General features: G+C 68.7%; 19 protein-coding genes and 1 pseudogene. 14 read left to right on the top strand and 6 right to left on the bottom strand.

Features of this window, described 5'->3' with window-relative positions; translation table 11 throughout:
- Position 1 precedes the first annotated feature (1 nt).
- From AC1DO7_RS06335 to AC1DO7_RS06315, 5 genes are all read left to right on the top strand, one after another.
- The gene (locus tag AC1DO7_RS06335; RefSeq protein WP_441617822.1) at positions 2-760 is read left to right on the top strand and encodes a lytic transglycosylase domain-containing protein; all 759 of its coding nucleotides are present in this window, start codon (positions 2-4) and stop codon (positions 758-760) included.
- The gene (locus AC1DO7_RS06330; protein WP_441617820.1) at positions 757-1,704 is read left to right on the top strand and encodes a 2OG-Fe(II) oxygenase; all 948 of its coding nucleotides are present in this window, start codon (positions 757-759) and stop codon (positions 1,702-1,704) included. Before AC1DO7_RS06335 ends, AC1DO7_RS06330 begins: the two co-directional genes overlap by 4 nt.
- Positions 1,704-2,567: an AraC family transcriptional regulator gene (locus tag AC1DO7_RS06325; RefSeq protein ID WP_477115896.1), complete on the top strand. Its 864-nt coding sequence runs from the start codon at positions 1,704-1,706 to the stop codon at positions 2,565-2,567. The genes AC1DO7_RS06330 and AC1DO7_RS06325 overlap by 1 nt, the downstream gene beginning before the upstream one ends.
- 87 nt (positions 2,568-2,654) lie before the next feature.
- Positions 2,655-3,305: a LysE family translocator gene (locus AC1DO7_RS06320; RefSeq protein ID WP_477115895.1), complete on the top strand. Its 651-nt coding sequence runs from the start codon at positions 2,655-2,657 to the stop codon at positions 3,303-3,305.
- A gap of 125 nt (positions 3,306-3,430) precedes the next feature.
- Entirely contained in the window at positions 3,431-4,051 is a 621-nt protein-coding gene (locus AC1DO7_RS06315; protein WP_477115894.1) for a LysE family translocator, read from the top strand.
- Here AC1DO7_RS06315 and AC1DO7_RS06310 read toward each other — a convergent pair.
- A complete protein-coding gene (locus AC1DO7_RS06310; RefSeq protein WP_441617812.1) occupies positions 4,035-4,577 on the bottom strand; it encodes a hypoxanthine-guanine phosphoribosyltransferase in 543 nt (180 codons plus the stop codon). The two genes, AC1DO7_RS06315 and AC1DO7_RS06310, sit on opposite strands and share 17 nt — an antisense overlap.
- Before the next feature lie 49 nt (positions 4,578-4,626).
- Positions 4,627-6,021, bottom strand: coding sequence for a signal recognition particle protein (ffh, locus tag AC1DO7_RS06305; protein WP_477115893.1), 1,395 nt, complete (start codon positions 6,019-6,021; stop codon positions 4,627-4,629).
- Positions 6,022-6,123: 102 nt separating this feature from the next.
- Between ffh and AC1DO7_RS06300 the strand changes: the two genes are divergently transcribed.
- The 7 genes and pseudogenes from AC1DO7_RS06300 to AC1DO7_RS06270 all read left to right on the top strand — a co-directional run bounded on the left by AC1DO7_RS06300 (position 6,124) and on the right by AC1DO7_RS06270 (position 16,249).
- Positions 6,124-7,071, top strand: a complete 948-nt coding sequence (locus AC1DO7_RS06300) for a cytochrome C assembly family protein (protein WP_441617808.1) — start codon at positions 6,124-6,126, stop codon at positions 7,069-7,071.
- Positions 7,072-7,078: 7 nt separating this feature from the next.
- The gene (locus AC1DO7_RS06295; protein WP_441617806.1) at positions 7,079-7,333 is read left to right on the top strand and encodes a PP0621 family protein; all 255 of its coding nucleotides are present in this window, start codon (positions 7,079-7,081) and stop codon (positions 7,331-7,333) included.
- A pseudogene (locus AC1DO7_RS06290) lies at positions 7,330-9,181 on the top strand (sensor histidine kinase). The gene AC1DO7_RS06295 and the pseudogene AC1DO7_RS06290 overlap by 4 nt, the downstream one beginning before the upstream one ends.
- A 56-nt stretch (positions 9,182-9,237) precedes the next feature.
- Entirely contained in the window at positions 9,238-10,866 is a 1,629-nt protein-coding gene (locus tag AC1DO7_RS06285) for a sigma-54-dependent transcriptional regulator (RefSeq protein ID WP_477115892.1), read from the top strand.
- Entirely contained in the window at positions 10,859-11,518 is a 660-nt protein-coding gene (gene ampD, locus AC1DO7_RS06280; protein ID WP_477115891.1) for a 1,6-anhydro-N-acetylmuramyl-L-alanine amidase AmpD, read from the top strand. The genes AC1DO7_RS06285 and ampD overlap by 8 nt, the downstream gene beginning before the upstream one ends.
- Positions 11,519-12,031: 513 nt before the next feature.
- Positions 12,032-14,974: a ribonucleoside-diphosphate reductase subunit alpha gene (locus tag AC1DO7_RS06275; RefSeq protein WP_477115890.1), complete on the top strand. Its 2,943-nt coding sequence runs from the start codon at positions 12,032-12,034 to the stop codon at positions 14,972-14,974.
- A 75-nt stretch (positions 14,975-15,049) separates the two neighbouring features.
- Positions 15,050-16,249, top strand: a complete 1,200-nt coding sequence (locus AC1DO7_RS06270) for a ribonucleotide-diphosphate reductase subunit beta (RefSeq protein WP_477115889.1) — start codon at positions 15,050-15,052, stop codon at positions 16,247-16,249.
- A gap of 231 nt (positions 16,250-16,480) precedes the next feature.
- Here the strand turns inward: AC1DO7_RS06270 and AC1DO7_RS06265 are convergent, their stop codons facing one another.
- Together AC1DO7_RS06265 and AC1DO7_RS06260 are read right to left on the bottom strand one after the other, a co-directional pair.
- Positions 16,481-16,807 carry a thioredoxin family protein gene (locus AC1DO7_RS06265; protein ID WP_441617794.1) on the bottom strand — a complete coding sequence of 109 codons (327 nt, stop codon included), beginning with the start codon at positions 16,805-16,807 and terminating at the stop codon, positions 16,481-16,483.
- A gap of 114 nt (positions 16,808-16,921) precedes the next feature.
- The gene (locus tag AC1DO7_RS06260) at positions 16,922-17,869 is read right to left on the bottom strand and encodes a DMT family transporter (protein ID WP_441617792.1); all 948 of its coding nucleotides are present in this window, start codon (positions 17,867-17,869) and stop codon (positions 16,922-16,924) included.
- 156 nt (positions 17,870-18,025) lie between these two features.
- On the opposite strand from AC1DO7_RS06260, the gene AC1DO7_RS06255 reads away from it, so the two are divergent.
- A complete protein-coding gene (locus AC1DO7_RS06255; RefSeq protein ID WP_441617790.1) occupies positions 18,026-18,946 on the top strand; it encodes a LysR family transcriptional regulator in 921 nt (306 codons plus the stop codon).
- 186 nt (positions 18,947-19,132) lie between these two features.
- Positions 19,133-19,759, top strand: coding sequence for a glutathione S-transferase family protein (locus AC1DO7_RS06250; protein ID WP_441617788.1), 627 nt, complete (start codon positions 19,133-19,135; stop codon positions 19,757-19,759).
- Positions 19,760-19,799: 40 nt separating this feature from the next.
- On the opposite strand, the gene AC1DO7_RS06245 is transcribed toward AC1DO7_RS06250, so the two are convergent.
- Both AC1DO7_RS06245 and AC1DO7_RS06240 read right to left on the bottom strand, forming a co-directional pair.
- Positions 19,800-22,148 carry a cytochrome P450/oxidoreductase gene (locus AC1DO7_RS06245; protein WP_441617786.1) on the bottom strand — a complete coding sequence of 783 codons (2,349 nt, stop codon included), beginning with the start codon at positions 22,146-22,148 and terminating at the stop codon, positions 19,800-19,802.
- A 52-nt stretch (positions 22,149-22,200) separates the two neighbouring features.
- Positions 22,201-23,187, bottom strand: coding sequence for a Bug family tripartite tricarboxylate transporter substrate binding protein (locus AC1DO7_RS06240; protein WP_441617784.1), 987 nt, complete (start codon positions 23,185-23,187; stop codon positions 22,201-22,203).
- Positions 23,188-23,343 lie beyond the last annotated feature (156 nt).

Below are 23,343 nucleotides of genomic sequence, written 5' to 3'. Positions count from 1 at the left end.
CATGCGCGCCCCGGGCCGCAGCCTTGGCGCTCGCTGCCGTCATCTGCGCCTGGCGCAGGCCGGCGCGGCTTTGCTGCTTGTGCTCAGCGCGGCTGCGCATGCGGGCGCCCAGAAGGAAGAAGACCTGGCCGACTCCGTGCGCGGCGCGCTGGCCGCGGCCATCGCCGACAGCCGCCCGCTGCGCCCGGCTTTCGCCACCGGCGGCGAGCAGCTGGCCTACGTGAAATGGCTGGAGGAGATGTCGCACCGGCTCGCCGCGCGCATCCCCGAGCCGCAGGTGCGCATCGAGCTGATCGAGACCGCCTACTACGAGGCCAAGCGTGCCGGCCTGGAACCTTCGCTGGTGCTCGGGCTGGTGCAGGTCGAGAGCAATTTCCGCAAGTACGCGATCAGCGGGGCAGGCGCGCGCGGGCTGATGCAGGTCATGCCGTTCTGGTCGCGCAGCATCGGCGACGGCGATGCGCGCAAGCTGTTCCACCTGCAGAGCAACCTGCGCTACGGCTGCACCATCCTGCGCCATTACCTGGACCGCGAGCAGGGCGACCTGTTCCTGGCGCTGGGGCGCTATAACGGCAGCCGCGGCCGGCCCGAGTATCCCCATGCGGTGCTGGCGGCGTGGAAGCGCTGGCAGTATTCCGAGGCCACCGTGACCGTGGCCGGCGAAGCCGATCCCGGCACGGCGGCGCGCGCGCGCGCGCTGCCGCCGGAGGCGCCATCGCGTAATCCGTTCTCGCCGCAGCGGCTGGCCAATCCCTCATGAGCACGCCTGGCACGACCGGTGGCGGCAGCGGCGCCGGCAAGCCCGGCTACGCCAGTTCCTCGCCGGACCTCGAGCGCTGGCTGCAGCGCCATATCGCGCAAGGCTTCGGTGCCGAAGCGCTGGTGCAGTCGATGTGCCAGTCGGGCTACGATCCCGCCTTCGCGCGGACCACGGTGGGTGTCGCGCTGGCGGCGACGCGCGGCGTGGCCCGGGGCGAGAGCGCCGGGGGCGAAACGGACACCGGCCAGTCCGCCGGCAAGCCGCAACCTCCTGCCGAGGCCCGCGATCGCGCCGCCAATTTCCCCGCCCGCAACGCCGCGCACCATGCCGGGCGCGACATCCCGATCCTGTTCGCGCTGTCCGCGCCGCGCGTGGTGCTGTTCCAGCAATTGCTGACCGATGCCGATTGCGACGCCCTGGTGGCGCTGGCGCGCGGCCGCCTGGCGCGCTCGCCGGTGATCAACCCCGACACCGGCGACGAGAACCTGATCGATGCGCGCACCAGCATGGGGGCGATGTTCCAGGTGGGCGAGCATCCGCTGATCGAGCGCATCGAGGACTGCATCGCCACCGTGACCGGCATTGCCGCGGAGCGCGGCGAGGGCCTGCAGATCCTCAACTACAAGCCCGGCGGCGAGTACCAGCCACACTACGATTTCTTCAATCCGCAGCGCCCCGGCGAGGCGCGCCAGCTCAGGGTGGGCGGGCAGCGCATCGCCACGCTCGTGATCTATCTCAACAGCCCGCCCGCGGGCGGCGCCACCGGTTTCCCCAAGCTCGGCCTCGAGGTGGCGCCGGTGAAGGGCAACGCGGTCTATTTCAGCTACCGCAAGTCCGACGGCACGCTGGACGAGCGCACCCTGCACGCCGGCCTGCCGGTCGAGGAAGGCGAGAAATGGATCGCCACCAAATGGCTGCGCGAGCGGCCCTACCGGACCGGGTGATGCCCCGGGCGATCTACCGGACGGCGCAAGGGCCGGCGGGCATGCAGCCCGGTCGCTACTGGTCCGACCCGGCCATGCCCTTCGTCGAAAGCCGCTGCGCCAGCGACAGCGGCGCGGCCTACCTGCCGCATACCCATCCCACCCTGTCGATCGGCGCCGTCGACGGCGGCCACAGCATGTTCAGCACACAGGCGGGAGCGGTGCGCCTGTCGCCGGGTGACGTGGTGGTCATCCCGGCCGGGCAGGTACACGCGTGCAACCCGGCGCCGGATGGGTGCTGGAGCTACCAGATGCTGCACATCGACCCGGCATGGGCGGCCGCGGCGCTGGCCGCAGGCGGCGTGGCGCCTGCTTTGCCGGCGGCGCTGGCGCGCGTGCGCGTCACCAGCGCCGCCGACACCTACGCGGGCCTGTGCRCGCTCAACCGCCTGCTGTTCTCGGCGGCGCCGGGCGCCCGCAAGGAAGCCGCGCTGGCCGGGTTTGTCGCGGCGCTGTTCGGCGGCGACGACCGGCGCCAGTCCGTCGGCGCGCCGCCTGCGCCCGGCGAGCGCGGGCGCCTGGCCGGCCTGGTGGCGACCCTGCGCGAGCGCCATGCCGAGCCGCTGCCGCTGGCCGAGATGGCGCGCAGCGCCGGCATGAGCCGCTACCAGTTGATCCGCGCCTTCCGCGCCGAGACCGGCATGACCCCGCACGCTTACCAGCTCGACCTGCGCATCAACCACGCGCGCCTGTTGTTGCAGGCGGGCGGCGCGCCGGCGGACATCGCCCAGATGCTGGGCTTTTCCGACCAGAGCCATTTCCAGCGCGCCTTCAAGCAGCGCGTCGCGCTCACGCCGCGCGGCTTCCAGCGCCGCGCCGGCTGAGCCCGCGCGGGCCACCGCGTGCAATTTTCTCCAATACACCTGCCTGCCGCGCCGCCCACACTGGCTGCCTTTCACGAAAGGACCAGCATGGATTTCCTCGTCGCAGCGGGCTTCGGCCAATTCGCCCTGGTGGCGGGCGCGCACTTCCTCGCGCTGCTCAGCCCGGGGCCCGATTTCTTCCTGGTGGTGCGCAGCTCGCTGGTGCACGGCGTGGCCCGTGCCAGCGCCGTCTGCCTCGGCATCGCGCTGGGCAACGGCCTGTTCATCGCGCTGGCGATGGCCGGGCTGGCGGCCACGCGCGCGAGCCACGGGCTGTTCATGCTGCTGCAGTGGGGCGGCTGCCTGTACCTGGYGTGGCTCGGCTGGCGGCTGCTGCGCTCGGGCGGCGAGACCTCGCTGGCGCAGGCCGGCGGGTCGCCGCCGCCGGGCGACTACGCGGCGCAGTTCGCCACCGGCTTCCTGTCGGCCGCGCTCAACCCGAAGAACGGGCTGTTCTACGCCAGCCTGTTTTCCATGCTGGCCGGCAGCCGCACGCCGATCGTGGCGCAGTTCGGCTACGGCCTGTGGATGTTTGCCGTGGTCTTCGGCTGGGACCTGCTGGTGGCCTGGGGGGTACGGCTGCCGCCGGTGCGCGCGCGCTTCGCGCGTTCGGTGCGCGGCGTGGAGCGGGTGACGGGGCTGGTGCTGTGGGGCATCGCGCTGCTGGTGGCCCTGCATGCCTTGCGGGCTGGGGCCTGAGCCTTCGCAAACGCCGGGCGCAGGTGCTCGTGCCCGTACTGCCAGTTTTCAGGTCAACTGTACCGGTACTGTACTGAGTCATCTGGCTAGACTGGCTTGCATCGTTGTCCCAGATGGAGTCAGTCATGGTCGTGCCCCCGTTCGCCGCCGGATCCGGCGTGTTTGCCGCTTTCGCCTTGTTCGCGCTGGTCTCGTCGATCACGCCCGGTCCCAACAACACCATGGTGCTGGCTTCGGGCGTGAACTTCGGCTTTGCCCGCACCGTGCCGCACATCCTCGGCATCAGCGCCGGTTTCGCGCTGATGGTGGCCGTGGTGGGGCTCGGGCTGGGTTCGCTGTTCGCCGCCTTGCCCTGGACCTGGACCGTGCTGCGCGTGGTGGCAGCCCTCTATCTGGCGTGGCTGGCCTGGAAGCTGGCTACCTCGGGCGGGCTGCAGGAGCGCCAGGTGGCGCGGCCGATGGGCTTCCTGCAGGCCGCGGCGTTCCAGTGGGTCAACCCGAAGGCGTGGGTGATGGCGGTGGGCGCGTGCAGCACTTATGTGCTGGACGGCAATGTGTGGCTCAACGTGCTGTTGCTGGCCGGGATGTTTGCCGTGATCAACCTGCCCAGCGTGGCRAYGTGKGCGGTRTTCGGCKCSGCSMTGCGSCGCTGGCTGGCRCAGCCGCGTGTGCTGCGCCTGTTCAACGTGGCGATGGCGCTGCTGCTGCTGGCCTCGCTGTGGCCGATCCTCAGCGCAAGGCCCTGATGGCGGGCAGGTTGCGCCAGTAGCCGTGGGCGTCCATGCCGCAGCCGAAGACATAGCGCTCCGGCACGGTGAAGCCGCAGAAATCGGGGTGCATGGGCTTGGCCTTCTGCAGCGCCTTCTCGCACAGCACCGCCGCGTAGACGTTGGTGGCGCCCATGTCCATGATGCGCTGGCGGATCGCCGCCATGGTCTCGCCTTCGTCGAGGATGTCGTCCAGCACCAGCACGGTGCGGCCCTTGACGGACTCGCGCGGCGCCACGCGCCATTGCATCTCGCCGCCCACCGTCTTGTTGTTGTAGCGCGAGAGGTGGATGTAGTCGAACTCCAGCGGGAACGCCAGCTTGGGCAGCAGCATGCCGGTGAAGACCACGGCGCCGCCCATCACCGACAGCACCAGCGGAAAGGTGTCGCCCATCTTTTCCGTGATCTCGGCCGCCATGCGGTCCAGCGACTCATGCACGGCTTGCGCGCTGACGATTTCCTCGGAGTTGGCCCACAGTTCGCGGGCCTGTTCGGCGCTCATCATGATGTCGATCCTGTCTCTGACTGTCTTGTAGGTAGCTACCGGTGGCCGCTCAGCGGTTGAAGAGGCCCTTCATGCCGCCCTTCATGCCGCCCATCGAGCGCATCATCTTCATCATGCCGCCGCCCTTGAGCTTCTTCATCATGCCTTGCATCTGGTCGAACTGGTTGAGCAGGCGGTTGACTTCCTGCACCGGCACGCCGGCGCCGGTGGCGATGCGGCGCTTGCGGCTGGCCTTGATCAGATCCGGCTTGGCGCGCTCGGCGGCGGTCATGCTGTTGATGATGCCCTCCATGCGGCGCACCTGCTTTTCCGCCACGTCCATGTTGGCGCCCTGGGCCTGCTGGGCGAACTGGGCCGGCAGCTTGTCCACCAGGCTGCCCAGGCCGCCCATCTTGCGCATCTGGCCGATCTGGGCCTTGAAGTCTTCCAGGTCGAAGTCGCCGGTCTTCTTGATCTTCTTGGCCAGCTTTTCGGCGGCTTCCATGTCCACGCCGCGCTGGGCTTCCTCGACCAGCGCGAGGATGTCGCCCATGCCCAGGATGCGCTGGGCCATGCGATCGGGGTAGAAGGGCTCGAGCCCGTCGAGCTTTTCGCCGACGCCGACGAACTTGATCGGCCGGCCGGTGATATGGCGCACCGACAGCGCGGCGCCGCCGCGTGCATCGCCGTCCAGCTTGGTGAGCACCACGCCGGTGAGCGGCAGCGCGTCATGGAAGGCGCGCGCGGTGTTGACCGCGTCCTGGCCCAGCATGGCGTCGACCACGAAGAGCGTTTCGGCGGGCTTGAGCTCGGCGTGCAGCGCGGTGATTTCCTGCATCATCACCTCGTCGATGCCGAGGCGCCCGGCGGTGTCGACGATCAGCACGTCATGGTAGTGCTTGCGGGCCCAGTCGACCGCGGCGCGGGCGATGTCCACCGGCTTCTGGTCGGGCTGGGAAGGGAAGAAGTCGGCGCCGACCTGCTCCGAGACGGTCTTGAGCTGGGCGATGGCGGCGGGGCGGTACACGTCGCACGATACCGTCAGGACCTTCTTCTTCTTGTTTTCCTTGAGCCATTTGGCCAGCTTGCCCACGGTGGTGGTCTTGCCCGCACCCTGCAGGCCGGCCATCAGGATGATCGCGGGCGGCTGCACGGCCAGGTTGAGCTCGCCGCTCTTGTCGCCGGCCGAGAGGCTTTCCACGCCGCCGATGACCGCGGTCAGCTCGCGCTGCACCACGCCCACCAGCGCCTGGCCGGGGGTGAGGCTGGAAACCACGTCCTCGCCCAGCGCCTTTTCCTTCACGCGGGCGATGAATTCGCGCACCACCGGCAGGGCGACGTCGGCCTCCAGCATGGYCAGGCGCACTTCGCGCAGCATTTCGGCGGTATTGGCTTCGGTCAGGCGAGCCTCGCCGCGCATGGTCTTGACGACCCGCGCCAGGCGTTGAGTGAGATTGTCCAGCATGGCAGAAGTCCGGGGGATAGGCTTTATCGAGGCTTGAGGCTGGCGTCGGGCCCGGCTCAAGCGGGGCGCCACCGGGGCGGGGCGCTAAGGTAAACTGTGCAAATGGCCATTGTACTGTATGCCTTGACGGCACTTCTCTATTGCGGCCTGGCCTTTCATGGCTGGGCGACGCGCAACCCGCAGCTATCGGCTGCCGGCGCCGCCAGCGGCGCCCTGGGGGGCGCGGCAGCTACCGTGCTGCTGCAAGGCGCAGGCGGGGGGCGCGCCGAGGCGCGCCCGGCCTGGTGGCACGCGCTGATGCTGGCCGCGCTGGCCAGCCACGGGCTGCTGCTGCACGAGACCATCTTCCCGGCCGACCGCATGATGTTCGGCTTTGCCTTCGCGCTCTCGGCCATGCTGTGGCTGGGCGTGGGCATCTACTGGATAGAGAGCTTCTTCTTTTCGCTGGCCGGGCTCGGGCTGATCGTGTTCCCGGTGGCGATGCTGGCCAGCCTGATCCCGCTGGCCTTTCCCGGCGCGCAGATCCTGGGCTACGCGGCGGCGCCGCTGTTCAAGCTGCATTTCGTCATTGCCAACGTGGCCTACGGGCTGTTCACGCTTGCCGCCTTCCACGCCTTCCTGATGCTGCTGGCCGAGCGCCGGCTGCACGGCTTCAACCGCGCACCCCATGGCAGGCAGTCCGGGCAGGGTGGGCAGGGCGAGGATTCGGCGCAATGGATGGGGCGCTGGCTGGACCTGCTGCCGCCGCTGCTGACGCTGGAGAAACTGCTGTTCCGGCTGATCGGCGCCGGCTTCGTGTTGCTGACGCTGACCATCCTGTCGGGCCTGCTGTTCTCCGAGCAACTGTTCGGGCGCGCCTTCCGGCTGGACCACAAGACCGTGTTCGCACTGTTGTCCTGGGTGATGTTCGCCGGCATCCTGGCCGGACGCACCTTCTACGGCTGGCGCGGACGCACGGCCCTGCGCTGGGTGATCGCGTCCTTCGGCATCCTGCTGCTGGCCTACGTGGGCAGCCGCTTCGTCATCGAAGTCATCCTGCACCGACTCTGAACCCGGCATGGCACGCATCCTTCTAGTCCTGGCCGTGCTGCTGGGCTTCTTCTGGTGGTTGCGCCAGCGCGCGGAACGGCGCCAGGCCGGGCAAGACACCGTGCGGCCGCGCCAGCCCGCGGCGCCGCAGGAGGCCATGGTGCAATGCGCGTACTGCGCCGTGCACCTGCCGCGCGGCGAAGCCATCGCCTACCGCGGCCTGCATTATTGCCGGCGTGCCCACCTGCCGGCCGACAGCGACGCGGACAATCCCGCCGCATGAAGAGACCCGCCGCGCTCTCGTCCACGCCCACGTCCTCGCCAGGGCCCGGCCTCAAGGCCTGGCACATCGTCGCCGCCATGTGGCAGCGACCGGAACCGCCGGAATTCCACTGGCGACTGCTGCGCTATTTCTCCTGGACTGCTGGGCCTGATCTTCCTTGCCCAGGGCTATCGCGGCGAGGGCATGGCGATGATCTTCCTGCTGCCGGCGCTGCAGGCGGGCGCGCTCACCAGCCTGCTGTTCGCGCTGTCGGTCGCGGCGGCCTCGGCGCTGGTGGTGATGAGCGCCCCGTTCGCGCAGACCTTGCTGCTGCACCAGGCCGATGCGGGCCTGCTGGGCTCGGGGCTGTACGGCCTGGTGTTCATGATCGCGGCGTCGCTGATGTACCTGCTGGCCAACCGCCAGCTTGCGCAGGAACACCTGGCGCTGGCGCGCGAGCAGGAGCTGCGCCTGCAGCAACTGGTCAACCGGCTGATGGTCAACGACATGCAGGACGGCGTGATGCTGCTGCGCGCCAACGGCGCCGTGGTGGCCGCCAACCCGGCCGCGGTGGTGCTGCTCGGCGTGCAGCCGGCCGAGCGCGGCAAGCCTTCGGCCACGCCCGGCACCGGGCGCGACGCGCTGTTCGACGTGCGCCAGATCCCGCGCCTGCAGCCGCTTATGGAGATGCTGCGCGACTGGGTGCGCAGCAAGGATGATGCGCCACGCATCCTGCAGTTGCTGCCGCTGCCGTCGCGGCCCTCGTCGGCCCGCGGCCCGATCCTGCATACGCGCCTGCGGCTGCGCTTCCTGCTGCCGGGGCTGGCCAGCCTGCGCTCGACCTTCGCTTCGTCGCTGTCGGTCTCGCTGAGCGCGCAGCAGGCCATGAACACGGCCACCTGGAACGAGCTCACGCCTGAGGCGGCGGCGCGGCTGCGCCTGGCCATCGCGCAGAGCGAGGCCATGGCCTGGCGGCCCGAGGACGAAGCGCTGCTGCGCAGCGAGATGCGCGACACCGTGCTGGTCCATATCGAAAGCTGGGAGCGCATCGCCGAGCAGGTACAGCAGGAGAAGCTGGCCGCCATGGGCCGGCTGGTGGCCAGCGTCGCGCACCAGATCCGCAATCCGCTGGCCGCCATCAGCCAGGCCAGCGAGCTGCTTGCCGAGACCAGCCGCGGGCGCCCCGAAGGCGATGTCGACGCGCGCCTGCTGCGCATCATCCATGACAATGTGCAGCGGCTCGACCAGGTGGTGTCGGACGTGCTGCAGATGTCGCGCCGGCCGCGCACCGAACGCACCGCGGTGGACCTGAACCAGGCGCTGCCGGAGATCGTTGGCCGCTGGCGGCTGGAAATGCGCGCCCGCTCGACCAGCCATGACCCGGTCGGCGCGCGCCGCACGCCGCGCCCGGCCGAGATCAACGCCAACGCGGTGCGGGTCACGGTGGACGTGGCACGCCCGGTCATCTTCGATCCTTCGCAACTGCAGCAGGTGCTGGGCAACCTGCTCGACAATGCCTGGCGCTATTGCAGCCGCCTGCCCGGCGCGATCCGCCTGCTGGCCCACGCGCTGGACCAGCACCATGCCGAGCTGATCGTCTGGAATGACGGCGTCGAAGTGTCGCGCGAACACCAGCGCACGCTGTTCGAGCCGTTCTTCACCAGCAACGCGCAGGGCACCGGCCTAGGCCTGTTCATGGCACGCGAGCTGTGCGGCGCCAATGATGCCCAGGTGCGCTACGGCACCATCTCGCTCGACGCGCTGCTGGCGCAGACCGGCATGCTGGCCCCGGCGGCACGCGATACACTGCCGGCCAAGGCCTTTGTCCTGACCCTGCGCATCGATGCGCAGGACCAGGCGGGCGGCTGACTCGCCCCGGATCTGCCGATCCCGTTCCGCCAGACCGCACGACTACCACCAGACCCATGCCCGCCAAGACGCCAGGCTCCGATCCGATTCTCGTCATCGACGACGAGGCTGACCTGCGAGAGCTGCTCGATATCTCCATCCGCCGCATGGGCCACGACGTGGTCCTGGCGGGCTCCCTGGCCGAAGCGCGCGAGCAGCTCGCGGCGCGCCGCTACAGCCTGGTGCTGACCGACATGCGCCTGGGCGATGGCCTGGGCATCGACATCGTGCGCCAGCTGTCGAGCGCGCCAGAACGCGTGCCGGTGGCGGTGATCACCGCCTACGGCAGCGCCGACAACGCGGTGGAGGCACTCAAGGCGGGCGCCTTCGACTACATCGCCAAGCCGGTCTCGCTGGACCAGCTGCGCAGCCTGATCCTCAATGCGCTCGGCCGCCAGCAGCGCGACCACGCAGACGGCGGCGAGGGCGCCGCCGGGGCGGGCACGGCGGACCGCGCCTTCAACCTGCTGCCCGGCCATTCGCCGGCCATGCACGACGTGCGCCGCGCGCTGTCGCGGCTGGCGCGCAGCATGGCGCCGATCGTCATCAGCGGGGAATCCGGCAGCGGCAAGGAGCGCGCCGCGCGCGCCATCCACGCGATCAGCACGCGCGCCGCGCATCCCTTCGTGGCGGTGAACTGCGGCGCCATCCCCGAGACGCTGATGGAGTCGGAATTCTTCGGCCACGTGAAGGGCGCGTTCACCGGCGCCGACGCCGAGCGCGGCGGCTTCTTCCAGGCCGCCAACGGCGGCACGCTGCTGCTCGACGAAGTGGCGGACCTGCCGCTGGCCATGCAGGTCAAGCTGCTGCGCGTGCTGCAGGAGCGGCGCGTGCGCAAGATCGGCGCCAGCCGCGAGGAGAACGTGGATGTGCGCGTGCTGTGCGCCAGCCACAAGGACCTGGCCGCGATGGTCGCGGCCGGCCAGTTCCGCCAGGACCTGTTCTATCGCCTCAATGTGCTGGCGCTGCGCATGCCCACCCTGCGCGAGCGCCGCGAGGACCTGCCGGTACTGGCCGGCGCCATCCTGGAGCACCTGGCGGTGCGCTACGGCGACACCCACCCCAAGCGGCTGGCGGTGGCCGCGCAGCAGCGCCTGGCGGACTATCCCTTCCCGGGCAATGTGCGCGAACTGGAGAACCTGCTCGAGCGCGCGTACGCCTTTGCGGAGGGCGAGTCCATCGAGGTGGACGACCTCGGCGCGCTGGATGCCGGCGCGGCCGACGTCGCGCTGGTCGCGCCGCGCGGATACCAGTACCAGCCCGATCCACGCTACGCCGGACGCCACGATGCACCCGCGGCGCCGGCCGCGCCGGTCGATGYGGCGCCGGCGGGTGCCGTGCGCGAGGCCGCGGGCGAGGCTGGCCGCGTCACCTTCCCGATCGACCTGCCCGGCCGCCTGGAAGCGCTCGAGCGCGACCTGATCCTGCAGGCCTTGCAGCAGACCGGCTTCAACCGCACGGCAGCGGCGCCGCTGCTGGGCCTGAGCTTTCGCCAGCTGCGCTACCGCATCCAGCAGCTCGGCATCCGCGAAGGACGCGACGATGGTGCCGACGCGGGCGAGATGGCGGATGGCGTGGCCGGCGAAGGCCTGCGCGAGACCGCGCGCAGTGCCGTGGACGCCACCAGCGGAGTGCGCGATGCCTGAGCACGACATCGGCGGGCCGGCATCTGCGGCCACGCCCGGCAGCGCCGCCACTGACGCTGCTGCTGCTGCTGCTGCCTTCAGCCCCGACCCGTCGGGCTGGGTCCCGGCCGCGCGCCGCGTGCCGTCGCCCAATTTCGATGCCCGTCCCGCCGGCATGCCGGTGGACCTGGTGGTCATCCACAACATCAGCCTGCCGCCCGGGCAATTCGGCAGCGGCGATATCGAAGCGTTTTTCCAGAACCGGCTCGACCCGTCGCGCCATCCCTTCTTCGCCACTATCCATGAGGTGCGTGTTTCGGCGCATTTCCTGGTGACGCGCACAGGCGAACTGGTGCAGTTCGTGTCGTGCCGGGACCGGGCCTGGCATGCCGGTCAGTCGGCGTTCTTCGGCCGGACCCGCTGCAACGATTTTTCGATCGGCATCGAGATCGAAGGCAGCGACGACCAGCCGTTCACGTTGGCCCAGTACCACACCACCGCGGCGCTGGTGCGTGCGCTGCTCGTCGCCTATCCGGTGCGCGCGYTGGCCGGGCACAGCGATATCGCGCCCGGCCGCAAGACCGATCCSGGCCCGCATTTCGACTGGAWTSGCTTCGCGGCCGCCGCCGGCCTGGCTCGGGCCATGTTGCCCTACCGCAAAGACGGGCCCTGAGGCAAGGGCCCGGCACGCGGTCTAGGGGGATCGAGCGATCTCGGGAAAACCCTGATAAAGTCCGGCCCCTATCGAAGCGGTCCGGGCAATCAAAAAAATTTCTTTTCATTGTGCGGTAACACACCGTCAGGCGGGATTCCTTACGTCTCTTGGGCTGGCGGGTTTGGCGCRGTGCCGCATGCCGTGGCCGTCACCGGCTTCGGCTCAAAAAGACGCTTGTCAAGACTGGTCAAGCCGCTTCGTTTCACTATACTTAGTCCAGTTTTTCGTATCGACCACTATATCTAGTGGTGCTTTCGGGGAGCCAGCCTAGGTGTGCAGTTACCGCCGCAGCGCTTTACAGCGTTTCACTGCGGCCCCGCCTAAGGACTGGCGCGTCACAAGAGTCCCAGCAGAATCCAGCAATGCAGCCCGCCCCCGGCCGTTCACGGCCCGGCGAATCTTTTCTGTCTTGCGCGTTTTGCTCGGGGCTCTTTGTCACTCATAAAACACGGGTCAGAACAGGAGTTCCTCATGCAGACAGCCCAGAACGAATTTTCCACCGGCGCCACCGCCGCCGGTGTGGCAGCGAACCCGCAGTCGAGCCCCGCTGCTGCCGGCGCTGGCGACTACCAGGACTACAAGATCATCCGACGCAACGGCGCCGTGGTGGCGTTCGAGCCGAGCAAGATCTCGGTGGCCGTGACCAAGGCCTTCCTGGCGGTCAACGGCGGGCAGGGCGCCGCTTCCGCGCGTGTGCGCGAAGTGGTCGAGCAAGTCACCCAGAATGTGGTGCGCGCGCTGCTGCGCAGCCGCCCCAGCGGCGGCACCTTCCATATCGAAGACGTGCAGGATCACGTGGAACTGGCGCTGATGCGCTCGGGCGAGCATGAGGTGGCCCGTTCCTACGTGCTGTACCGCGAGAAGCGCACCCAGGAACGCGCCCAGGCCAATGCCCAGGCGGTTGCCCGCGTGCAGGAAGGCGGCGTCACGTTCAACGTGACCGACGGCGGCGTGGCCCGCGTGCTGGACGTGAGCTCGCTGCATGCCCTGATCGACAATGCCTGCTCGGGCCTGGGCGACGCCGTCAGCGCCGAGCCGATCCTCAAGGAAACGCTGAAGAACCTGTACGACGGCGTGCCCATGACCCAGGTCTACGACTCGGCCATCCTGGCCGCGCGTACCCTGATCGAGAAGGACCCGGCCTACAGCCAGGTCACCGCGCGTATCCTGCTGCACACCATCCGCAAGGAAATCCTGGGCGCCGAAGTGACCCAGACCGAAATGGTGTCGCGCTACGCCGACTACTTCCCCAAGTTCATCGCGCGCGGCATCGAAGCCGAGCTGCTGGACGAGAAGCTGGCCACCTATGACCTGGCCCGCCTGGGCGCCGCGCTGGACGCCCAGCGCGACTTCCAGTTCAACTACCTCGGCCTGCAGACCCTGTACGACCGCTACTTCCTGCACATCGACGAAGCGCGCATCGAAATGCCGCAGGCTTTCTTCATGCGCGTGGCGATGGGCCTGGCGCTGGGCGAGAAGGACCGCGAAGCGYGCGCCATCGAGTTCTACCAGCTGCTGTCGTCGTTCGACTTCATGTCGTCCACGCCGACCCTGTTCAACTCTGGCACCCGCCGCTCGCAGCTGTCGTCGTGCTACCTGACCACCGTGTCGGACGACCTCGAGGGCATCTACGAAGCGCTCAAGGAAAACGCGCTGCTGTCCAAGTTCGCCGGCGGCCTGGGCAACGACTGGACCAATGTGCGCGCGCTCGGCTCGCACATCAAGGGCACCAACGGCAAGTCGCAAGGCGTGGTCCCGTTCCTGAAGGTCGTCAACGACACCGCGGTCGCGGTCAACCAGGGCGGCAAGCGCAAGGGCGCGGTGTGCGCCTACCTGGAGACGTGGCACCTGGACATCGAGGAATTCCTCGAGCTGCGCAAGAACACCGGCGACGACCGCCGCCGCACCCACGACATGAACACGGCGAACTGGATTCCCGACCTGTTCATGAAGCGCGTGATGGAAGCCGGCGAGTGGACGCTGTTCTCGCCCGCCACCTGCCCGGACCTGCACGACAAGGTCGGCCGCGCCTTCGAAGAAGCCTACCTGGGCTATGAAGCCAAGGCCGCCCGGGGCGAGCTGAAGCTGTTCAAGAAGATCCCCGCCATGCAGCTGTGGCGCAAGATGCTGGGCATGCTGTTCGAGACCGGCCATCCCTGGATCACCTTCAAGGATCCGTGCAACATCCGCAGCCCGCAGCAGCACGTGGGCGTGGTGCACAGCTCCAACCTGTGCACGGAAATCACGCTCAACACCAACGAGAGCGAGATCGCGGTATGCAACCTGGGTTCGGTGAACCTGGTCGCCCACCTGAAGCAACTGGCCGACGGCACCCAGGTGCTCGACCACGCCAAGCTCGAGAAGACCATCCGCACCGCCATGCGCATGCTCGACAACGTGATCGACATCAACTACTACGCGGTCGACAAGGCGAAGAACTCCAACCTGCGCCACCGCCCGGTCGGCATGGGCATCATGGGCTTCCAGGACTGCCTGCACCTGCTGCGCCTGCCGTACGCCAGCGACGCCGCCGTGCAGTTCGCCGACACCTCGATGGAAGCGGTGTGCTACTACGCCTACCGCGCCTCCAGCGAGCTGGCCGAGGAACGCGGCCGCTATAGCACGTACGAAGGCTCGCTGTGGGATCGCGGCATCCTGCCGCAGGACTCGCTCAAGCTGCTGGCCGAGGAACGCGGCGGCTACCTGGAAGTGGATCATTCCTCGACCATGGACTGGGACAGCCTGCGCGCGCGCATCAAGCAGCACGGCATGCGCAACTCGAACTGCATCGCGATCGCGCCCACGGCAACGATCTCGAACATCATCGGCGTGTCGGCCTGCATCGAACCGACCTTCCAGAACCTGTACGTCAAGTCCAACCTGTCGGGCGAGTTCACGGTGGTCAACGACTACCTGGTGCGCGACCTGAAGGCACGCGGCCTGTGGGACGAAGTGATGGTCGCCGACCTGAAGTATTTCGACGGCAAGCTGGCCCGCATCGACCGCATYCCGCAAGACCTGCGCGACATCTACGCCACCGCCTTCGAAGTCGAGCCGAGCTGGCTGGTGGAAGCCGCCAGCCGCCGCCAGAAGTGGATCGACCAGGCCCAGTCGCTGAACATCTACATGGCCGGCGCCTCGGGCAAGAAGCTGGACGACACCTACAAGCTGGCCTGGCTGCGCGGCCTGAAGACCACGTACTACCTGCGCACCATGGCAGCCACCCACGTGGAGAAATCCACCGTGTCGCGCGGCTCGCTCAACGCCGTGTCGTCGGGTAGCGACAGCGGTATCAGCGCCGCCGGCATCGACCAGGCCGCCGCCGCCGCCCCGGCCATGCCGGAAGCCGAAGGCGCGGTCTGCACGATGCGCCCGGGCGACGCCGGTTTCGACGAGTGCGAAGCCTGCCAATAAGCTGAAAGCCGCCCCCGTTAGCCCAGAGTGGGCCGCGGGTGCGGCCCACTGAAGAATTCCACGGAGAACCACATCATGCTGAGCTGGGACGACGACGTTCAAGCCACCCCGCAGGCCGCACCGCAGCCTGCTCCCCAACCCGCCCTGCCGGCCGGCMTCGCCGCCGACCAGCAAGGCGTGCTGCCGCCTGCCGCCACCCAGCCGGCCGGCTCGGGCATCCTTGGCAACCACCCGAACGCCGCCGCCGTGCAAAGCGACCGCCGCGTCAACGCTGCCGACAAGCGCGTGATCAACGGCTCGACCGACGTCAACCAGCTGGTGCCGTTCAAGTACAAATGGGCCTGGGAAAAGTACCTGGCCGGCTGCGCCAACCACTGGATGCCGCAGGAAATCAACATGTCSCGCGACATCGCSCTGTGGAAGGACCCGAACGGCCTGACCGAAGACGAGCGCCGCGTGATCAAGCGCAACCTCGGCTTCTTCGTCACCGCCGACTCGCTGGCCGCCAACAACATCGTGCTGGGCACCTACCGCCAGATCACCGCGCCGGAATGCCGCCAGTACCTGCTGCGCCAGGCCTTCGAGGAAGCGATCCACACGCACGCCTACCAGTACATCGTGGAGTCCCTCGGCCTCAATGAAGCCGAGATCTTCAACGCGTACCACGAGGTGAAGTCGATCCGCGACAAGGACGAGTTCCTGATCCCGTTCATCGACACGCTGACCGATCCGGCCTTCAAGACCGGCACGCCCGAGAACGACCAGAAGCTGCTCAAGTCGCTGATCGTGTTCGCCTGCATCATGGAAGGCCTGTTCTTCTACGTGGGCTTYACGCAGATCCTGGCSATGGGCCGCCAGAACAAGATGACCGGTGCCGCCGAGCAGTACCAGTACATCCTGCGCGACGAGTCCCTGCACTGCAATTTCGGCATCGACCTGATCAACCAGATCAAGCTCGAGAACCCGCACCTGTGGACCAACGAGTTCAAGGCCGAGATCACCGAGCTGTYCAAGAAGGCCGTGGACCTGGAATACCGCTACGCCGAGGACACCATGCCGCGCGGCGTGCTGGGTCTGAACGCGCCGATGTTCAAGGGCTACCTGCGCTTCATCTGCAACCGCCGCTGCCAGCAGATCGGCCTGGAGCAGCTGTTCCCGAACGAGGAAAACCCGTTCCCGTGGATGAGCGAGATGATCGACCTGAAGAAGGAACGCAACTTCTTCGAGACGCGCGTCATCGAGTACCAGACTGGCGGCGCGCTGTCGTGGGATTGAGTTGTTGTCGGCCGGCTGCCGGCGGTAGCGTAGCGATACGCCGAGCGGCACGAGGGCGCACTGGATAGCCGGTCTCGGGTCCGGACGCCAGGCTGACGCAGATGGGGGGTGGCAATCAACGGATTGCCACCCCCTGTTTTTTTGTCGCTTCGCCGGTCTGCGCGACGACTGACAAGGCGCAAAGGCGGCAGTCCTGGTGCCGCGGCGCGGCTCCCCATGCGGCCCGCCGGCTCAGGCGCCGATCTGCCGCAGCGCCTTCTCGATGGCCTCCGCGCTGTCCGGGCGTACCAGCCGCGCCACTTCCGCGCCGTCACGCATGAACACCAGCGTCGGCCACAGCTTGACGCGGAACGAGCGGCCCAGGGGCCTGCCGCTGCCGTCCTCGACCTTGAAGTGCTGCACGCCGGGGTGGCTGGCCAGCGCGCGGGCCAGGTGCGGCTGGGCGCGCAGGCAGTAGCCGCACCAGGGCGCGCCGAATTCGATCAGCGCCGCGCCCTTGATGGCGTCGATATCGGTTCGCGCGGGCTCGCGCGCGGCGTATTGCTCGGTCATCGTCATGCTGGAGTCTCCTGGTGCGTGGCGCATGCAGTGCGCATCGCGCCGCCGTCGCCGGCAGTCATTCTGGCATGAGGGCTGCGAAGCCGTGAAACGCATCCGGGAGCCGGCACAAGCTCACGCCTGCGATTGCCGGGGCAGCCCTGCGGGCGCGGAGGGCGGCGTGCCTTCGGCTGCTGCCTTGCCCCAGCGCACCGTCGCCAGCAGCGAGGCCGCCACGATGAGACCGCCGCCGATCCAGGCCGTGGCCGTGATCCGCTCTCCCAGCCAGATGGTGGCGAACACGGCGCCGAACGCGGGTTCGCTGCCCATCAGCAAGGCCACGCGCGTGGGGTTGCTGCGCTTGATGGCGTAGTTCTGCGCGAAGAAGGCGAACAGCGTGCAGGCGAGCACCAGGTAGAGCACGCTGGCCCAGAACGGGGCATGGCCGGCCAGCGAGGGCAGCGGCTGCCAATGCGCCGGCATCAGCACCAGTGCGGCCAAGGCGCTGCCGCCCGCCACCACGCCGGCCTGTACCGCGGTCACCGTCAGCGCCGGCAGCGGCGTGGCGCGCAGCACGCGCTTGGTTACGCAGACGATCACCGCGCGCAGCGCCGCGGCGGCCAGGATCAGCGCATCGCCGGGGTTGAAGGCAACGGCGCCGTCGCCGGCCAGCAGCCATGCGCCCGCCAGCGAGAGCGCCACCGCGGCCCATTCGATGCGCGCGGGCCGGCGCTTGAGCAGCAGCCATTCGGCCAGCGGCGTCAGCACCACGCACAAGCTGATGAGGAAGGCCGCGTTGGCCGCGTGCGTGAGCAGCACGCCGAAGGTCTCGCACAGGAAGATGCCGAGCAGCAGCACGCCGCTGCCGAGCACGCCGCGCAGCGTCGCGGCGTCAACGCGGCGCAGGGCGCCCAGCGCGGGCGAGAGGATCACGAAGGTGATGCCGAAGCGCAGCGCCAGCAGTCCCAGCACCGGATAGAAGAGCAGGGCGCCCTTGACGACGCCGTAGCTGCTGCCCCAGACGACAGCGACCGCGAGCAGCATGAGGTCGGACAGTATCAACAGGCGCTTTGGGGTAGGCATGATGGGTTCGGAGGTCGCAAGGGCGCGCAAAGGCCGGGAGAAGCATTGTCTGGCTTTGCGGCGGCGATGATAATCATGGTTGCATGCACATCTTTTATGTCGTGGGTGCATCAATGCCGGCTGACTCGCCTGGCCGTCGCCTCCGGAGCCATCCCTATGAACCCGACCGATTTCCTCGCCTTGCTGCCCGACATGGCCGTGTTCGCGCGCGTGGTGGACGCGGGTAATTTCTCGCTCGCCGCGCGCCAGCTCGGCAGCACGCCGTCGACGGTGAGCCGCCAGATCAAGCGGCTGGAGGAGGCGCTGGCCACGCGCTTGCTCGAGCGCTCCACGCGCCGGGTGCGCGTGACGGAATCCGGTGCGCAGGTGTACCGCTACTGCCGCGACATGGTGGGCGCGGCAGCGGGTGCGGTCGACGCGGCGGGCCAGTTGTCCGGCCGGCCCCAGGGCAGGGTCAGCGTGAGCGCGCCGACCGCGTTCGCCAAGACGGTGATCCATCCGCTGGTGGCGGGCTTCCTGCGCGCCTACGGCGAGATCGACCTGCAGTTGATGTTCACCGACCACGAGGTCGATCCACTCGAGCACGACCTCGACCTGGTGATCCGGCTGACCGAGCGGCCGCCGCCCGGTCTGGCCGGGCGCCGTCTCGGCGCGGTGCGCTGGGTCTTGTGCGCGTCGCCGGCTTACCTGGGCGCGCGCGGCACGCCCGTGCATCCGCGCGAACTGGCCTTGCACGACTGCCTGTACCTGGGGGAGACCGCCGACGACAACCGCTGGCGCCTGCGGCGCGAGGCGGAGACCCATACGGTGGCGGTGCGGGGGCGCTACATTGCCAATCACGCTGGCGCGCGCCTGGAAGCGGCGCAGCAGGACCTGGGCATCGCCTCGCTGCCCGAGTTCACCGCCGCCGGCGCGCTGCGCGACGGCACGCTGGTGCGCGTGCTGGCCGACTGGGAGTTGCAGGCGCGCGCCTATGTCGGGCCGGTGTGGCTGCTCTATCCGCCCAATCGCTTCCTGCCGCCCAAGGTGCGTGTGCTGATCGACTACCTCGCCGCGCATATCGGCGGGGCTGGCTGAGCGGCGGCGCAACGGCGTGGCGCGGTGCGGTGCGGTGCGGTTTTTCCCGCGCGCCGATCGGCGTGCGAGGAAAGTGAACGGCGCGAGCCTGTAGACTCATATTCCGTTTCGCCGTCTTGCTGTTTTGCAGTTTCGTTATTTGGCGCAGTTCTTCCCATCGTCCCCCGTTTTCAGGAGCCACAATCCATGTCGCAGCCCGAAATCACCCTGTACCACTCCCCCAACACGCGTTCCACCGGCGCGCTGATCCTGCTCGAGGAACTGGGCGTGCCATATCGCCTGCACCCGCTCAATATGAAGACGGGCGAGCAGCGCGAGCCGGCCTACCTGGCCATCAACCCGATGGGCAAGGTGCCGGCGATTCGCTACGGGGACGCGCTGGTGACCGAGCAGGCCGCCATCTTCATTTTCCTGGCCGACCTGTTCCCGCAGGCCAGGCTCGCCCCCGCGCTGACCGATCCGTTGCGTGGGCCGTACCTGCGCTGGCTGGCCTTCTACGGATCGAGCTTCGAGCCGGCGATCGTGGACCGCTCGCAGCAGCGCGAGACCCCGCGCGCGATGTGCCCTTACGGCGACTACGACACCGTCATCGGCACCCTGCTGGGGCAGCTCGAAAAGGGTCCTTACCTGCTGGGCGACACCTTCAGCGCGGCCGACGTGCTGTGGGGCACCGCGCTGGCCTGGATCACCCACTTCAAGCTGGTCGAGGCGACGCCGGCGGTGAAGGCGTATATCGAGCGCACCACCTCGCGGCCGGCGGTGGCGCGCGCCCGCGAGATCGATGCGAGGCTGGTGGCGCAGCAGGGCGCCTGACAGGCTGACAGCCCGGCACGCGCCGGCGCGCCGGCCCTGGCTATAGCTCCAGCACCAGCCGCTTGCAGGCAGCGCGCGAGCAGCAGGTCATCATCCTGCCGTTGGCCTCGCGCTCGGCGCGCGTCAGCACCACGTCACGGTGGTCGATCTCGCCGGCCAGCACACGCACCTCGCAGGAGCCGCACAGGCCTTCCTCGCAATCGCTCTGCATGTCGATATTGGCGGCGCGCAACGCCGCCAGCACGGTCTGGTCCGCCGCTACCGTGACCACGATGCCGGAGTCCTTCAGCTCCACCTCGAAGGCCTGCTCCCTGGCGGGGTCGAGCGTGCCCAGGGCGGATTCGAAATGCTCGATGCGCAGCGCGTCGCCGGGCCAGCTGGCGCAGCATTCCTGCAGCGCGCGAAGCATGGGCGCCGGGCCGCAGGCGTAGATCTGCGTGTGCGGGTCGGGCTGGCCGAGCAGTGCCTGGAGATCGGCGCGGCGGCCCTCGTCGCTTGCGTGCACGTGCAGGCGGTCCGCGTGCAGCGCCGCGAGTTCGTCGAGCAGCGCCATCGACGCGCGCGAACGGCCGCTGTAGTGCAGGGCGTAGTCGATCCCCAGCTGCCTTGCGCGCCGCGCCATCGCGCTCACCGGCGTGATGCCGATGCCCCCGGCGATGAAGATCAGCTTGCGCGCGCTCTCGTCGAGCCGGAAGTGATTGCGCGGACCGCGGATCTTGAGGCGGTCGCCTGGTTTCACATTGTCGTGCACCCAGGCCGAGCCGCCGCGGCCCTGCGCCTCGCGCAGCACGGCGATTTCCAGCGCGCTGCTGTCGGCCGGGTCGCCGCATAGCGAGTACTGGCGCGACAGCCCGGTGCCGCCGCATTCCACGTCGATGTGCGAGCCCGGTGTCCAGCGCGGCATCGGCCGGCCGTCGGGCGAGACCAGCCGCAGCCGGACGATGCCGTTGGCCGCGCGGCTCACGGCCTGCACCACCACTGGCCGGCTGGCCGCGTGCGCGGACGGTTCGCCGATGCGCACCTGCGCCTGCGCATCGAGCAGGGCGCGATCGGCGCGCTCGGGGTTCCGCGCGGGATCCCATTCCACCCACACATGCTCGGGGCCGCGGAACGAGGTGTTGGGCACGTAGCTGAAGCGCTGCTCGGCCAGGCGCATATGGGGCAGGCGCCGCGTGAGCTCCTGCAGGAAGACCTGCATCTCCATGCGTGCCAGGTTCTTGCCCATGCACTGGTGCGAGCCGTAGCCGAAGGTAAGCTGGTCGCTGGCGTTCTCGCGGCGGATATCGAAGAGATCGGCGTCGGTGAAGTGCCCTTCGTCATGGTTGGCCGACGAGGTCACGATCAACAGTTTCGAGCCGGCCGGGATGTCCACGCCGCCGACCTGCACGTCGCGCGTGGCCAGGCGCCGCCACGCCGCGACCGAGCCGTTGTGGCGCAGGCATTCTTCCACCGCGTTGGGGATCAGGCCGGGGTCTTCGCAGATCTCCTGCCAGGCGCGCGGATGCTGCAGCAGCAGCTTGATCGCATTGGCGGTCGCATTGGCCGTGGTCTCGTGCGCGGCGACGATGCCGGCCATCATCATCGAGTGCAGGTAGGAGTCGGTGACGACCTCCGGATGCTCCTGCTGCTTGCGGATGCCGTAGCGCATCCAGCCCGGGCCGGACGGATCCTGCCGCATCTTGTCGAGTATCTTGCCGGCGAGCTGCCAGAAGTTGCCCACCGCGTGCGCGACCTCCACCTGCTCCTCCGGCTTCGGCCGGCCCCAGGTGTTGACCGTATGCGCGATGGAATACTTGCGCAGCAGGTCCATGTCTTCCTCGGGCACGCCGAGGAAGTGCAGCGCCACCGTCAGCGGCACTTCCCACAGCATCTGATCGACCAGGTCGGCGCGGCCGTCATCGATGAAGCGGTCGACGTATTCGCGCGCCAGGCGGCGCACCATGGGCTCGTGGTGCCTGAGCTCCTCCGGTGTGAAGGGTTCCATCAGCACCCGGCGGCGCGGCATGTGGGCAGGCTCGTCCTCGTTGACCAGCGTGCGGTTCATCGCGTAGCCGTACGACGCGAGCACCGCGTTGGCCTCGGGCCCGGTGGGCGTGATCTTCTCCAGCGCGATCGACGGGCTGAAGGTGAGGTTGTCGCGGAAGATGGCCTTGATGTCGTCGTAGCGGGTCACCACCCAGTAGCCGAGCTTCGGGCTGTAGAAAACCGGCTCCTGCTCGCGCGCCCAGCGCACGTACTCGGGCGGGTCCTGCTGGTAGCCGTCCCCGAACGGGTCGAATTCCGCGGCGCGCGCGCTGACCGGGCAGCCGCTCGGCGTGCGCTGCGCCGTCAGCAGGCTGTGGTCAACGGGGCATCCCGATGCGCGCGGATTGTGGGTGTCGTTGGCCATCTGTGCTGCTCCGGTGTTCGTTGCTCAAAGGTTCAGGCGTTGCGCCGCTTGCTCAGTCCAGCGTGATCTTCAGGTCGCGGATCAGCTTGTGCCAGCGCGTGGTCTCGCTGCGCAACAGGTCGGCATATTGGGCCGGCGTATTGCCAACCGGCTCCACGCCGAAGTCCACCAGCCGCTTGTTGACGGCCGGCTCCCTGATGGCGGCAACCACTTGCTTGTTCAGCGTGGCGATCACTTCGGGCGGCGTGCCGGCGGGCACCACCATGCCTACCAGCGCCGCCGCTTCCACATTCTTGTAGCCGGCTTCGGCGAAGGTCGGCACGTCCGGCAGTTGCGGCAGGCGGGTCGGGTTTGCCACTGCCAGCGCCTTGACCTTGCCGCCCTTGATGAAGCCCGCGCCCGCGGCCAGGTCGACCATCATGGCCGGGACCTGTCCGCCGGCCACGTCGGCCAGTGCCGGCGCCGCGCCGCGGTAGGGCGCGTGGACCATGTTCAGTCCGGCCTCCACCTTGAGCAGTTCCATCGCGAGGTGGTGCGGGCTGCCGGCGCCGGCGGAGGCGTAGTCGATGCCGCCGCTCCTGGACTTGGCCTTGGCGATGAACTCCTGCACGGTGTTGACCGGCATGCCGGGACCGACCACGAGGATCATCGGGAACTTGCCCAGCAGCGTGACCGGCGCCAGATCCTTGACCGGGTTGTAGGAAAGCGTCTTGTACAGCGCCGGGTTGAAGACCAGCGTGCCGTTGTCCGCCGACAGCACCGTATAGCCATCGGCCGGTGCGCGCGCGGTCTCTGCCGCGGCGATCGCGGTGTTGCCGCCCGGCTTGTTGTCGACCACCACCGGCTGGCCCAGCCGGGCCGAAAGCGCCTGGCCGATCGAGCGCGCCAGGAAGTCCGAGCCGCCGCCGGCGGCGTACGGCACGATCCAGCGCACCGGCTTGGTCGGGAAGGCGGGGTCGGCAAAGGCGGCGCCCGGCAGCCAGGGAAGGGCGGCCAGGCCCAGGCCGAGGGCCATGAATTTGCGGCGGACGATGATCATCTTGTCTCCTGTTTCCGGTTCTCTTGTTTTTCCGGTCTGGATTCGTCCCGGCGTGCTTGGCGTCCGGGTTGTGTTTTGCGTAAATGATATACGCATTGCGTAATTTGGTGATGCGGGTTAACGTGAGGATCGGCACAAGGGGCCAGATGACGGCCA

It is taken from the genome of Cupriavidus sp. 05N40, assembly GCF_056397305.1.
This window is presented reverse-complemented; position numbering and strand designations above follow the sequence as displayed.